Here is a 12,576-nt window from a genome sequence, read left to right on the forward strand (position 1 = left end):
ATCAGCCGCTGTCCGCGGAGTGTGGTCGGTCGGTCGATGGGCGCGGAAGCCGTCCGCTGTCAGGGTGGTGAACGGTCCGGGAAGAGTTCGGGAGCAGAGGGGACACCACGTATGCCCGCGGTGGTCGAGGTGCGGAACCTGCACAAGAGGTACGGCGGCACCGTGGCGGTGGACGATGTCTCGTTCCGCGTGGAGCAGGGCGAGATCTTCGGGATTCTCGGCCCGAACGGCGCCGGCAAGACGACGACGGTGGAGTGCGTCGAGGGGCTGCGGACGCCGGACGGCGGGGAGATCAGGGTGCTGGGGCTCGATCCCCTGCGCGACCGCCCGGAGTTGACGCAGCGGCTGGGGGTGCAGCTCCAGGACGGGCAGCTCCAGGACCGGATGACGGTGGGCGAGGCGCTGCGGCTGTACCGCTCGTTCTACCGCCGGCCGGCCGATCCGCGGGCGTTGATGGCGGCGCTGGGGCTGACGGCCAAGGAGCGGACGCGGTACGCGGATCTGTCCGGCGGCCAGAAGCAGCGGCTGTCGATCGCGCTGGCGCTGATCGGGAGCCCGGAGGTGGCCGTCCTGGACGAGCTGACCACGGGGCTGGACCCGCAGGCCCGCCGGGACACCTGGGAGCTGATCCAGGGCGTCCGCGCCCGCGGGGTGACGATCCTGCTGGTCACCCACTTCATGGAGGAGGCCGAGCGGTTGTGCGACCGGGTGGCGGTGATCGACCGGGGCCGGGTGGTCGCGGTGGACAGCCCGAGCGCCCTGACCGAGCGGGTCCCGGACGGCCAGCGCATCCGGTTCCGGCCGTCGGTGCCGTTCGAGGACGGCCTGCTGACGGAGCTGCCGGACGTGACCGGGCTGACCCGGCGGGGCGATCTGGTGCTGGTCACGGGCACCGCCAACGCGTTGAACGCGGTCACGTCGGTGCTGGCCCGCCACGGCATCGTGGCGGAGCACCTGCGGGTGGACCAGCCGAGTCTGGAGGACGCGTTCGTCGCGCTGACCGGCAACCACCTCACCACCGGGACGGGCGCCGCGGATTCGCCCGGCGCCGTCCACGACTGACGGTTCGCGACGCCTTCGCGGGGCCGTTCGCCATGCCTTGGCGCGACCGTTCGCCACACCTTCACGTAACCGTGCGAGCAGGAAGAGGAGTTCAGTGATGTCGGTGGGTACGTCGAGCGCGCCGGCGGTGCCAGGCGCCGTCGCGGACGGTTCGGCGCTGGGCCGGCTCGCGCTGGCCGAGCTGAGGTTGTTCCTGCGGGACAAGGCGGGCCCGGTCTTCGCGGTCGGCCTGCCGTTGGTGCTGCTGATCGTGTTCGGGAACATCCCGTTCTACCGGCAGCATCGCGCGAACCTGGACGGATACACCCTCCTCGACGTGTACGTGCCGATCCTCGCGGCCTTCGTGCTGGCCACGTTGTCGTTCAACGTGGTGCCGCAGGTGCTGGTCGGCTACCGGGAGAAGGGGGTGCTGCGGCGGTTGCGGACGACGCCGGTGGGGCCGGCCCGGGTGCTGGCGGCGCAGCTCCTGGTCAACCTGGCGACCGCGGCCGTGGCGGTGGTCGCGCTGCTGCTGGTGGCCCGGCTGGCGTTCGGGGTGCCGCTGCCGCGGCAGGCCGCCGGGTACGCCATCGGCATCGTGCTGACCGCGCTCGCGCTGATCGCGCTCGGCCTGTTCGTCGCGGCGGCCTCGCCGAACAGCCAGGTCGCGAACGCGGTGGGGGTGACGCTGTTCTACGTGATGATGTTCTTCGCCGGGCTCTTCCTGCCGATCGCGACCATGCCGTCGCTGCTGCGGCACATCAGCCAGGCCGCCCCGCTGGGCGCCGCGGTGCAGGCGCTGACGGACGCGACGGAAGGGCACTGGCCGCACCCGGTACAGCTGATCACGCTGGTCGCGTACACGGCGGTCTTCGGCGGGGGCGCGGTTAAATGGTTCCGCTGGGAATGAGGACGGGGGACGGGGTGACGGGGTCGTGGGCGGTGGGGCCGGAGCGGGCGGGGCCGCGATGAGCGGGGCGGTGCCGCCCGTACGGCCGGGTCGCCAGGACCAGCGGCTGGAACCGCTGATGACCGTGGCGCCGTACGTGATCCTGGCCGCGCTGGTCGTCGTGACGCTGGTCGTCAAGCGCGGTGCGGGCGGCTCCCTGCTGATCGACCTGGGGCTGTGTGCCACGGCGGCGCTGTGGATGCTGTGGATGTTCACCTGGCACCCGGCGTGGCGGGAGCGCGTGGCGGTGATGGCGGTGTTCTTCGCCGGGCTGGTCGTGCTGATCGGCGTACTGGTGCTGCGCGACCCGTGGTTCGGCCTGTTCACGCCGGCCGGGTACTCCTACGCCTTCGGGGTGCTGGTCTGGCCGTGGCGGCTCGCGGGGGTCTCCGTGGTCGCGTTCGAGTCGGGGATGGCGCAGGTGGCGGGCATCCCCAAGCACAACGCCTTCGGGGTGGCGCTCACCGTGGTGGTGCTGGCGGTGAACGTCGTCTGCATGTGCGGGATGGCGTGGTGGGAGTGGGACGTCGATCGGAAGAACGTGGAGCGGGTGGCGGCGCTGGAGCAGGCGCGGGAGGCCAACCGCCGGCTCCAGGCGACGCTGGCCGAGAACGCCGGACTGCACCGGCAGTTGGTGGTGCAGGCCCGCGAGGCGGGGGTCCTGGACGAGCGGCAGCGGATGGCCCGGGAGATCCACGACACGCTGGCGCAGGGCCTGATCGGGATCGTCACCCAGTTGCAGGCCGCGGAGTCGGCGGGGGACGTCCCGGCGCGGTGGCAGGCGCACTTCGCCGCGGCGACCCGGCTGGCCCGGGAGAGCCTGGCCGAGGCGCGCCGGTCGGTGGACGCGTTGCGGCCGCAGCCGTTGGAGACCGCCGGGTTGGGGGAGGCGCTGGCCGGGGTCGCCGACCGCTGGTCGGCGCTGCACGGGATCACGGCGCATGTGACCACCGTCGGGACCGCCCGGCCGTTGGCGTCGGAGACCGAACTGGCCCTGCTGCGGGCGGCGCAGGAGGCGATGGCGAACGTGGCCCGGCACGCCCGCGCCGGCACGGTGACGCTGACGCTCGGGTATCTGGGGTCCGAGGTCACGCTGGAGGTACGGGACGACGGCTGCGGCTTCGACCCGTCGGCCCCTCGTGTGCCCGCGTCGGCGACGGTCGGCCCCGAGTCGGAAGCGGAAGCGGAAGCGGAACCGGGATCGGGCACGGAAGCGGAACCGGGATCGGGGTCGGATACGGAAGCGGGCGGTGGGTTCGGTTTGAAGGCGATGCGGGAGCGGATCGAGGGGCTGTCGGGGACGTTGCGGGTCGAGTCGGCGCCGGGATCGGGTACGACGGTCTCCGCGTGCGTGCCCCAGGAGACGGTGGAGGCGGGCGCGTGAGCCCGGCCGGCGGGGCCCCGATCACGCTGCTGATCGCCGACGACCACCCCGTCGTCCGGGACGGCCTGAGCGGCATGTTCGCCGCCGACCCGGCCTTCGAGGTGGTGGGCCAGGCGGCCGACGGCGCCGAGGCGGTCCGGATGGCCGGCAGCCTCCGGCCGGACGTGGTCCTGATGGACCTGCGCATGCCCGGGATGGACGGCGTGACCGCGATCGCCGAACTCGCCAGGGCCGGCAGCACCGCGCGGGTGCTGGTGCTGACCACGTACGACTCCGACAGCTACGTCCTGCCGGCGATCGAGGCGGGCGCGACCGGCTACCTCCTCAAGGACGCGCCTCGCGACGAACTGCTCCGCGCGGTGCGGGCCGCCGCCAACCGTGAGGCGGTCCTCTCCCCGGCCGTCGCGGCCCGGCTGATGAACCGGGTCCGCTCACCCGGCCCCGGACCGCTCAGCCGGCGCGAGAGCGAGGTCCTGAAGTGGGTCGCGGCCGGTGCCACCAACCGCGAGGTGGCCGCTCGACTCCTGATCAGCGAGGCCACCGTCAAAACCCACCTCCTGAACGTCTACGGCAAGCTCGGCGTCAGCGACCGCGCGGCCGCCGTGGCCGAGGCGTTCAACCGCGGCCTCCTCACGCCCCGCAAGTCCCCCCCACCCGAGTGACCCCCGGGAAGGCTCTGCCCCCGCGGCGAGTTGGCCGGACCACCGGCGGGTGGTGGGCCGGTCGCGCAGTTCCTCCCCAGAGCTTCGCCTGGGAGGTGCCCCCAGCGACCCTTGAGGGGGGCCGTTCTTCCGCGGGAGGAGCCGTACCTGTCCAGGGGCGCGGGGAACTGCGCGCTCAGCCACTCACTGTGGTGCGCCGGGCCCGCAGGCTCTGCCCCCGCGGCGAGTTGGCCGGGCCTAGGTGCTGGACGTTGTCCGCGGTGGGCGGCCACCCCAGGGGCGCGGGGAACTGCGCGCTCAGCCACCCACTGTGGCGCGCCGGGCCCGCGGGCCCTGCCCCGCGGCGAGTTGGCCGGGCCTGGGTGCTGGACGTTGTCGGAGGCGCGCCGCCGGATTCCCGATGGGGACACGGTCGGATGGCGCGGCGTCCGGCGCCGCTCATCTGAGCTGCTGAGCGGGCCCGTTGCCGGGGGACCCGGGCCGCGCGGTCGGCTCGGCCGGGTCAGCCGACCAGGAGGACGAGCTTTCCGCGCAGGCGGCCGTTCTCGCCGGCGCGGTGCGCCTCCGCGATGTCGGCGAGCGGGAACGTCCCGCCGACGGGGAGCGAGAAGCGCCCGGCCTCGATCAACTCGCCGATCTCCGCGAGCGCGTGGAGCGCGCGGCCGGAGTCCCCCCGGCTGAACCGCACCCCATGCTCCTGCGCACCGGCGAAGTCGGCGACCGTCAGGACGCGTTCCGGGCCGCCCGCGAGGCCGATGAGTTCGGGCAGCACGCCGCTGCTTGCGACGTCGAGCGCCAGGTCGACGCCGTCGGGCGCGAGCGCGCGGACCCGCTCGACGAGCCCGTCACCGTAGGCGACGGGCACGGCCCCCAACGAGCGCAGGTACGCGTGGTTCGCCGGACTCGCGGTGCCGATCACGCGCGTGCCGCGCGCGACGGCGAACTGGACCGCGGCGCTGCCGATGCTTCCGGAAGCGCCGTTGACCAGCAGCGTGTCCCCGTTCCCCACGCCGAGCTGGTCGAGCGCGCGGGTCGCCGTCTCGACGGCGGCCGGCAGCGCGGCGGCGCCGGCGAAGTCGAGCGACGGCGGGATCGGCGCGTAGTACGACAGCACCGCCGACTCGGCCTGCGCCGCCCCCTCGGTGCAGAAGCCGAAGACGCGATCGCCGACGGCCGCGTCCGTGACGCCCTCGCCGAGCGCGTCGACGATGCCTGCCGCCTCGTAGCCCAGGGTCTGCGGGAGCTCCTCGTCCATGAGCCCCGCGCGCTTCTTCCAGTCGCTCGGGTTGACGCCGGCCGCGCGCACCGCGATCCGGACCTGGCCGGGGTCGGGACGCGGAGCAGGCAGGTCCACGAGTTCGAGGACGTCCGGGCCCCCGAACCGGCTGAAACGGGCTGCCTTCATCATGCGCTCCGATCTCGACGCGGCTCGCTGGTCCGCGGGCGTGGCTCGACTGCTCGTTGACGGCCGCTGCTGGTGGGTGCCGCTCGCGGCATGGTGCGACGCGTTCCGCCGCCGGCACCGTACGCAAGGGCCGCCGGCCAGGTCCGCCCGATGTCCCGGACGACAATGACGTGGGTCCGTTCGGCGGCCCGACCACTATATTAAGTGACTAAGTTTAGTCACACAAGATAGAGCGAGAGTGAGGCAGGATGCCCAGGACCGGAGAGCGCGGCGGGCCGCAGACACGCGCGAGGATCGCGGAGGCCGCGACCCGGCTCTTCCTGGAGCGCGGGTACGACACGGTCACGGTCGCCGAGGTGGCGCGCGCGGCCGGGGTCTCCAGCGTGACCGTCTTCAACCACTTCCCGCGCAAGGAGGACCTCTTCCTCGACCGCGCGGACGACGCCGTGGACTTCCTGCGCTCGGCGGTACGCGACCGCGCCCCGGGCGTCGACGTACCGACCTCGCTGCGCGCCACCGTCCTGCGGCTCGTCGACACCCGGCACCCGCTCTCCGGCGTCAACGACCGCTCCCTCCCCTTCTTCCGCACCGTCGCGGGCTCGCCCGCGCTGATCGCCCGTGCGCGGGAGATCGCCGCCGACCTCCAGCAGACCCTCGCCGACGAACTCGCCCGCGACCCCGCCTTCGAGGGCGACCCCGACCTGCTCGCCGCCTTCTTCGTCGCCGGTTACGGCACCGTCCTGGTCCGCACCGCGCGCCGCCTCACCGCCGGGGACCCGCCGGACGCCGTGCTCCCCGACCACCGCGCCGGCCTCGACCGCCTCTTCGCCGCCCTCCAGTACGGCCTCTGATCCGTTCCGCGACGGCTATCCCCAGGTGACGGCGTTCTCCGCGGGCCAGTAAGTGATGGCGAACGCGCTCTCCTCGTCCGGCATGGCCGCCGGGACGGGGGACAGGCAGTGGCAGCACAGCTTGTAGCCGCTCCCATGGCGGGGGTCGTTCTGCCACCTGACCCATTCGGCGGCTTCGTCCGCGGTCAGGACCTGCATCCCGGCCGCCCACGTGGTGCTGCACACTCCGTGGTGGGCGAACGCGGGCAGGCCGGCCAGAGACCACGGCGACCCCTCCGGCTCCGCCCGACCGACATACCGCGCCACCCGGAGGCAACTGCTCAGGTGCAGCGTGGTTCTCCCCGCCGCGTACGGATAGAGGTCCGGATCGGACAGGCGCACCTTGTGCATGAACGACTCGGCGGCGATCGCGTCGAACTCGGCCCGGGCGCTGACGCACACCGGACAGCCGAGCGGGCAGTCGTAGCCGGTGAAAGCCGTCTCGGTGTCCTCGTACGGGGGGTCCGGCGGACTGAGCCGTTGCGCGAAGGCGTCCAGCGCCTCGTGGAGTTCCTGCCCGGTGACGTATCCCTGCACGAGCATGTCGATCATCTCCTTGACCGCGGGGAGTTCGATGACGGTGAGCAGGGTGTCCGGAGCGTCGGGGGCGACGGTGGAGTGCATTCCCCAGACGAGCCAGTCCTCTGTGCGCGGGTTTTCGATCATCACCTGACTGTTTTCTTCGAGGAGCACGTCGAGCCTCCCGTTGGGACTGTGCGGGCCGCACGTCGGCCGACTTGTTCTGGCACCGGTGCTGGTGGTCGCGCCGAGGTCGCCTGCCCCTCGTCGCGGGGCTCAGTGCTTGCGTCGGCGCTGGCGCGGAATCTTCACCTGGGCGGGGCGGAGAAGGGCGATCTGCCGGGAGAGGAGGAGGAAGCTGGCCAGTGCGGAGAACGGGGGCAGGCCGGCGGTGGCGCTCGCGGTGACGGTTCTCGGTGCGTGGGCGATGCACAGGGCCACGGCGATGGCCGAGAAGAGGGACACCGCGATCCACCCGGTCCGGGTGGGACGCCGGTGCGCGGTGGCGTGCAGGACGAAGAGGGCGCCGGCGAGCCAAGGACCGTAGACGAGCAGCGGCCAGGACCAGTCCAGTTCGTGCGCGGTGGGAGAGGCCAGTTGGCGCAGCGGACCATAGGAGACCAGTGCGCCGAGCACGCTGACGGTGCTGGTGACCGCGCTCGTGATCCCCGTGATCACGACACCCACGACGGCCGACCATCGCGGTCGCACCAGCCGGGGGCGCCTGCGGCGGTGCTTGACCGGGGGTACCGCGGGCGGTTCCGCCGGGAGCGACGCCTCCTCCGGGACCTGCGGCTGAAACAGGTACTCGAACTCGGCATCGAAGTCGCCCTGCGTCCGGGTGTCGTCCGGCTCCGCCTCGGGGTAGAAGTCCGGCGGCCGGCCCGGCGGGGGCGCGAACTCGTCGGGGCCCATCATCTGGCGGGTATCGTATTCATACACTATGGGGCCACCAGGGTTGCGAGTTCTGCCGGTGAGCGCTCATCGAGTCTCCGAGTCGTGCGACGCGCAAACGCCGCGGAAGTCCACTTCGACACGTCCCCTGCGGGCGAGGAATTCGCCGAGCAGGGAACCGCACGAACGCGGACCTGTGGCCGGCTCCCAGCCGGATTCGGCGCCGCGCGCTACCTCGGTGGCGTCCTCAGGAGTGAATTCCCGCGGAAGGGGAGCGGAGCTGACGCGCAGCGGGTCCGTGTACTCGGAAGTCTGTTGGACAAGGGGCGTGTTCACATCTCCATCAACGAGGACGGGGCGGGACCAGGACGAGGCAAACGAGTGAAGCGTGTGGGCATTCGGCTGGACCGTTTGCCACGGATCGGGCGGGAAGGGCGGCGCCTGCGGTATATGGCGGCGCTCACACCGTTTCTGAGAGCCTGTCAGATATCTGTGGTGCCGGCTGTTCCGATGGTGGGAGGATCGCCCGGGAGGCCCTGGGAACGCCGAAGGCCCGGTTGCCCGGCGCGGCGCGGCAGGGCGACTCCTGCGAAAACGGCAAGCCGGAATCCAGGTTTCTGCCGTCTTTCCCACCGATCGCGATGAGCCCCGGCGGTGACGGACCCATTCGCCCGGCCCGGGGCTCGGCGATTCTGGCGGCGTGGTATTCCTCCGGAACCACGGGACGTGGGTGCCCGGACGGCCGCTGCGGTGTTCGTCCGGCCCGGGCGCGACAACCTTCGGCGGGTGTCCCGAGTCGGTGTACGTATGCGCGAGCGACTTGCCGCGTGGGTCGCGGTGACGGTGTGCTGGGCGGCCCTCGGCCTCGCGGGCTGCTCGGGGACTCGTCCGGTGGGGGCGGCGGGGGACCGACGTGGTCGACACCCCGCGCGCCACGGTCGTCTGGTACGGCACGGCCACGGGTGCCGCCCGGGGGCCGCGGCTGAAGGACGCCCGGGGCGGGGACAACTACAGCAGCAGCTACGACACGCCTTTCGCCGTCGGCGACTTCGACCGCGACGGCTGCGACGACATCGCGGTCGGCTTGCCCGACGAGGTGGGCCCGGGGGAGGAGGAGCCGGGCCCGCCGAAGGGCGGCAGCCGGCTGACCGTCTGGTACGGCGGCAGGAACGGCCCCGCGCGCGCACCGCTCACCTTGACCGCCGCGACCCCGGGACTGCCCGGGCCACCCCTCGCGGACGAGTTCGGCCAGTTGCCGGTGGCGGGGGACGTGAACGGGGACGGCTACGCGGACCTGGCGTACGTCGCCGATACGGGCGGGGGCTCGTCCCGCGCGGTGCTGGTGCTGCGCGGCGGCCCGCACGGGCTGACCACGTCAGCGGTGCAACTCGTGCCGGCCCAGGATGCCGCGGCCACCGCGATGCTCGACACCGACGGCGACGGGCGGGCCGACCTCGCGATGGGCTCGCCGGACGTCCGTCCCCCGCAGGTGGCGGTGGTGCGCGGCACCCCCGCCGGCCTCGACCTGCGGCGCCCGATCACGATCACGGCCGTCGACTTCGGTACGGCGATACCGACCGACGGCGCGGGTTTCGGGTCGGCCTTCGCCCGCTGACCGTGTCTGGTGGGTGCGCGCCGCGAACGGCAGACCCGCTAGTGGTGCAGCAGGTGCCTGCGGTGGTGGCGTGGACGGTCCGGGTGCCGGGTGCCGCCGTGGTAATTCGGTCCGCCCATAAGGACCACGAGAATGCCGATGGCGAAAGCGATCACGACCAGCGAGAATCCGATCGTCTCCAGTGCTCTCATCGCGAGGTCCTCCTCCTGGGAGCGTCCCCGTTCCGGGCACGGCACGGTGTTGCCGCGCCCCTCTCCTTCGACGCTCTCACGGTCACGGGCCGTCGGCAGATCGGGGCCCACCTGACGAAATCCCGGTCTCACCGATTGAACGAATCCGCTTGAACGAATCCGCCGCGCGGAGCAAATCCGTCACGTCACGGCGTCATCCCCTCGCCACGCAATGTCGTCACCCCGCGAATCCGTCCTCGCGCAAAGCCGTACTCGCCCAAGAATCCGCCCACGCGAATCCGCGGTGCCCATGACGTCAGATCCGCCCCGCGAGGCGGTCCAGGAACGCCTTCTGCGCCGTGACGACGACCTCGCGCGCCGCGTCGAGCCCGAACCACGCCACCCGGTCCAGTTCCGGGAACTCGGCGGTGCGGCCCGAGCCGCGCGGCCACTCCATGGTGAACGTGCCCGGCACCACGTCCGCCGGATCGAGGTCGCCCTCCACCGCCCACACCGTCACGTGCTTGCCCCCGGACTGCACCACCTCGCCCAGCGGCAGCGGCGCTCCCTGCGGCGCCGGCAGCCCCAACTCCTCGCGGAACTCGCGGCGCGCGGCGTCCCAGGGCTCCTCGTCGCCCTCGTACTCGCCCTTCGGCACCGTCCACGCCCCGGCGTCCTTGCGGGCCCAGAAGGGTCCGCCCATATGCCCGAGCAGCACCTCCACCCCGGCGCCGGTACGGCGGAAGAGAAGCAGGCCCGCGCTGCGCTTGATATCAGCCATGAGGCCAGTCTCACCCGCCGGATAGGCCAACCGGCTCCCGAATCGGCCCGGTCGGGGAAAAAGGAAATGGGCATCGCGCCGACCACCGCATACGCGCGGCTTGTTCACCGCCTGTTCACGACTCGCGCACTCCATGACCGCATGCCACCGGCTCGATGTACCAGCCAGCGACCTGCCGCCGTCGTGCCGATCGGCACGGCATACCGTGAGCCCGCACAGGGTGATCGGTTCCGCGCCGAAAACGAGCGGCACGTTGACTGATGCTCAATCAAATATGTGATGATCGGGAGCGCATCACATACAGACGGAGGATGAGCAACCGTGGGTCAGAGGCGGAGATCGAAGCGGAAACTTGCGACGTATGTCGTGGGTGCGACGTTGGTCGTCGCGGGGTGCGTCGGCGCGCCGGTGGCGTTGGCCAGCCAGAGCGGCAGCAGTGCGGGGCCGGCTTCCGCGGGCGAGCAGAAGGACTTCGCGGACGCCGCGAAGGAGTCCGGCGTACCGGCGTCTGTGCTGATGGCCGTCGCGTACGAGGAATCCCAGTGGGACGTCCACCAGGGGCACAACACCAGCGGCGGATTCGGGCCGATGAGCCTGACGGACGTGACGCCGTCGATGGTCGCGGACGGTGGCGCCGGCGCGGCGGGCCGCTCCGACCTGGCGTCGCTGGCGTCCGACCCGTCCCTGCACACGCTGACCGCGGCGGCCAAGCTGATCGACGTGCCCGCGCAGCAGGTGCGGACCGACCGGCGGGACAACATCCGTGCCGCGGCGGCGCTCCTGGCGTCGTACGAGAAGAAGCTGCGGGGTGACGCCCCGCAGGACCCGGCCGACTGGTACACCGCGGTGGCCCGGTACAGCGGGTCCACCGACCAGGCCGCCGCCGAGGACTTCGCGAACCGGGTGTTCGCGACGATGAAGTCCGGTGCGCAGCGCACCACCACCGGGGGTCAGCGGGTGGACCTGGCGTCGCAGCCCTCGCTGCGGGCGGACACCAGCCACCTGTCGTCGCTGCACCTGAAGAAGACGTCGACCTCCGGCACCGACTGCCCGCAGCAGCTCGACTGCCAGCTGGCACCCGCGGCGACGACCAACTACCAGGTCGCGGACCGCGCCGCCGACGGGATGAAGATCAAGTACATCGTCATCCACGACACCGAGACGTCGTACCAGACCGCCATCGACGGGTTCCAGAACCCGGCGAGCGGGGACGCGGCGAACTACGTGATGCGCTCGTCCGACGGCGCGGTGACGCAGTCGGTGGCCACCAAGGACGTGGCGTTCCACGCGGGCAACTACTGGTTCAACATGCACTCGGTCGGTATCGAGCACGAGGGTTTCGCTGCCCACGGCGCCAGTTGGTACACGCAGGTGCAGTACCAGAACACCGCCGACCTGGTGAAGTACCTGGCGGCGAAGTACCACGTCAAGCTGGACCGTGAGCACATCATCGGCCACGACAACGTGCCGGGACCGGTCGACTCGCTCGTCTCGGGCATGCACTGGGACCCGGGACCGTACTGGGACTGGAACCAGTTCATGGCGCTGCTGGGCGCGCCGACGGACAAGGGTGAGCACAGCGTGGGCCCGGTCGGCACGGCCGTGACGATCGCACCGGAGTTCGCGTCCAACGAGCAGACGGTGAACGTGTGCCCGGTGGACGACCCGACCGGTGCGACGACCACCTGCACCGACCAGACCGCCGCGTCGAACTTCCTCTACGTGCGCACCGCGCCCAGCGCGACCGCGCCGCTGGCGAGCGACCCGTACGTGCACACCGACGGCACGCCGGGCAAGGACGAGATCAGCGACTGGAGTTCGACCGTCTCGGCCGGGCAGCAGTTCGTCGTGGCCGACCAGCAGGGCGAGTGGACGGCCATCTGGTACGGCGGCCAGAAGGTCTGGTTCGACAACCCCGACGGCAAGAACACCGTCGAGGCGCAGGACGTGAAGATCCTCACGACGGCCGGCGACACCGCCGCACCGCTCTTCGGTGAGGCGTACCCGGACGCGTCCGAGTACCCCGCGGGCCTCTCGGCCGACGTGGCGCCGCCGCTCAGCAAGTACACCTTCGCCGCGGGTCAGCAGTACGTGGCGACGGCGAAGCCCGCCAACCGGGACGACTTCTACCCGGCCAACGGCACGACCCGGCCCACGGAGACCTACATCCAGGGCGCCGGAACGGTGTACACGATCCAGTACAACCACCGCTTGGCACTCGTCAACTCCTCTGACGTGCAGGTGAGTTGACGCCCACCGCGCACTG

The 12,576-nt window shown here is 71.9% G+C and carries 12 protein-coding genes; 7 read left to right on the forward strand and 5 right to left on the reverse strand.

Annotated elements, in window-relative coordinates; all coding sequences use genetic code 11:
• The first annotated feature begins 111 nt into the window (after positions 1-111).
• The 4 genes from OG370_RS22770 (at position 112) to OG370_RS22785 (ending at position 4,036) form a co-directional block, all read left to right on the forward strand.
• Complete coding sequence (locus OG370_RS22770) at positions 112-1,062, forward strand: ABC transporter ATP-binding protein (protein ID WP_328467150.1); 951 nt, start codon at positions 112-114, stop codon at positions 1,060-1,062.
• Positions 1,063-1,159: 97 nt separating this feature from the next.
• Positions 1,160-1,951: an ABC transporter permease gene (locus OG370_RS22775; RefSeq protein ID WP_328467152.1), complete on the forward strand. Its 792-nt coding sequence runs from the start codon at positions 1,160-1,162 to the stop codon at positions 1,949-1,951.
• A 58-nt stretch (positions 1,952-2,009) separates the two neighbouring features.
• Positions 2,010-3,374, forward strand: coding sequence for a sensor histidine kinase (locus OG370_RS22780; protein WP_328467154.1), 1,365 nt, complete (start codon positions 2,010-2,012; stop codon positions 3,372-3,374).
• Positions 3,371-4,036 (forward strand): response regulator transcription factor, encoded by a 666-nt coding sequence (locus tag OG370_RS22785; protein WP_328467156.1) that lies wholly within the window; start codon positions 3,371-3,373, stop codon positions 4,034-4,036. Before OG370_RS22780 ends, OG370_RS22785 begins: the two co-directional genes overlap by 4 nt.
• Before the next feature lie 502 nt (positions 4,037-4,538).
• On the opposite strand, the gene OG370_RS22790 is transcribed toward OG370_RS22785, so the two are convergent.
• The gene (locus OG370_RS22790) at positions 4,539-5,441 is read right to left on the reverse strand and encodes an NADP-dependent oxidoreductase (protein WP_328467158.1); all 903 of its coding nucleotides are present in this window, start codon (positions 5,439-5,441) and stop codon (positions 4,539-4,541) included.
• 248 nt (positions 5,442-5,689) lie between these two features.
• Between OG370_RS22790 and OG370_RS22795 the strand changes: the two genes are divergently transcribed.
• The gene (locus tag OG370_RS22795) at positions 5,690-6,292 is read left to right on the forward strand and encodes a TetR/AcrR family transcriptional regulator (RefSeq protein ID WP_328467160.1); all 603 of its coding nucleotides are present in this window, start codon (positions 5,690-5,692) and stop codon (positions 6,290-6,292) included.
• 15 nt (positions 6,293-6,307) lie between these two features.
• On the opposite strand, the gene OG370_RS22800 is transcribed toward OG370_RS22795, so the two are convergent.
• Both OG370_RS22800 and OG370_RS22805 read right to left on the reverse strand, forming a co-directional pair.
• Complete coding sequence (locus tag OG370_RS22800; RefSeq protein WP_328467162.1) at positions 6,308-6,997, reverse strand: hypothetical protein; 690 nt, start codon at positions 6,995-6,997, stop codon at positions 6,308-6,310.
• A 129-nt stretch (positions 6,998-7,126) separates the two neighbouring features.
• Positions 7,127-7,768, reverse strand: coding sequence for a DUF2637 domain-containing protein (locus tag OG370_RS22805; RefSeq protein WP_328467164.1), 642 nt, complete (start codon positions 7,766-7,768; stop codon positions 7,127-7,129).
• Between the two features lie 889 nt (positions 7,769-8,657).
• Between OG370_RS22805 and OG370_RS22810 the strand changes: the two genes are divergently transcribed.
• On the forward strand, positions 8,658-9,359 hold the full coding sequence (locus tag OG370_RS22810; protein WP_328467166.1) for an FG-GAP repeat domain-containing protein: 702 nt from the start codon (positions 8,658-8,660) through the stop codon (positions 9,357-9,359).
• Positions 9,360-9,397: 38 nt separating this feature from the next.
• Here the strand turns inward: OG370_RS22810 and OG370_RS22815 are convergent, their stop codons facing one another.
• Complete coding sequence (locus tag OG370_RS22815; RefSeq protein WP_328467168.1) at positions 9,398-9,550, reverse strand: hypothetical protein; 153 nt, start codon at positions 9,548-9,550, stop codon at positions 9,398-9,400.
• A 295-nt stretch (positions 9,551-9,845) separates the two neighbouring features.
• Positions 9,846-10,310, reverse strand: coding sequence for an NUDIX domain-containing protein (locus tag OG370_RS22820; protein WP_328467170.1), 465 nt, complete (start codon positions 10,308-10,310; stop codon positions 9,846-9,848).
• Between the two features lie 366 nt (positions 10,311-10,676).
• Here OG370_RS22820 and OG370_RS22825 point away from each other — a divergent pair, with 366 nt between their 5' ends.
• A complete protein-coding gene (locus OG370_RS22825) occupies positions 10,677-12,560 on the forward strand; it encodes an N-acetylmuramoyl-L-alanine amidase (protein WP_328467172.1) in 1,884 nt (627 codons plus the stop codon).
• Positions 12,561-12,576: the final 16 nt, after the last annotated feature.

The organism is Streptomyces sp. NBC_00448, assembly GCF_036014115.1.
GTDB lineage: Bacteria > Actinomycetota > Actinomycetes > Streptomycetales > Streptomycetaceae > Actinacidiphila.

Bases quoted from the DNA above. Each gene is read 5' to 3' on its own strand.
- OG370_RS22815 (WP_328467168.1), bottom strand. From the start codon at position 9,550: ATGAGAGCACTGGAGACGATCGGATTCTCGCTGGTCGTGATCGCTTTC.
- OG370_RS22820 (WP_328467170.1), bottom strand. From the start codon at position 10,310: ATGGCTGATATCAAGCGCAGCGCGGGCCTGCTTCTCTTCCGCCGTACC.
- OG370_RS22805 (WP_328467164.1), bottom strand. From the start codon at position 7,768: ATGATGGGCCCCGACGAGTTCGCGCCCCCGCCGGGCCGGCCGCCGGAC.
- OG370_RS22775 (WP_328467152.1), top strand. From the start codon at position 1,160: ATGTCGGTGGGTACGTCGAGCGCGCCGGCGGTGCCAGGCGCCGTCGCG.
- OG370_RS22770 (WP_328467150.1), top strand. From the start codon at position 112: ATGCCCGCGGTGGTCGAGGTGCGGAACCTGCACAAGAGGTACGGCGGC.
- OG370_RS22790 (WP_328467158.1), bottom strand. From the start codon at position 5,441: ATGAAGGCAGCCCGTTTCAGCCGGTTCGGGGGCCCGGACGTCCTCGAA.
- OG370_RS22800 (WP_328467162.1), bottom strand. From the start codon at position 6,997: ATGATCGAAAACCCGCGCACAGAGGACTGGCTCGTCTGGGGAATGCAC.
- OG370_RS22780 (WP_328467154.1), top strand. From the start codon at position 2,010: ATGAGCGGGGCGGTGCCGCCCGTACGGCCGGGTCGCCAGGACCAGCGG.
- OG370_RS22795 (WP_328467160.1), top strand. From the start codon at position 5,690: ATGCCCAGGACCGGAGAGCGCGGCGGGCCGCAGACACGCGCGAGGATC.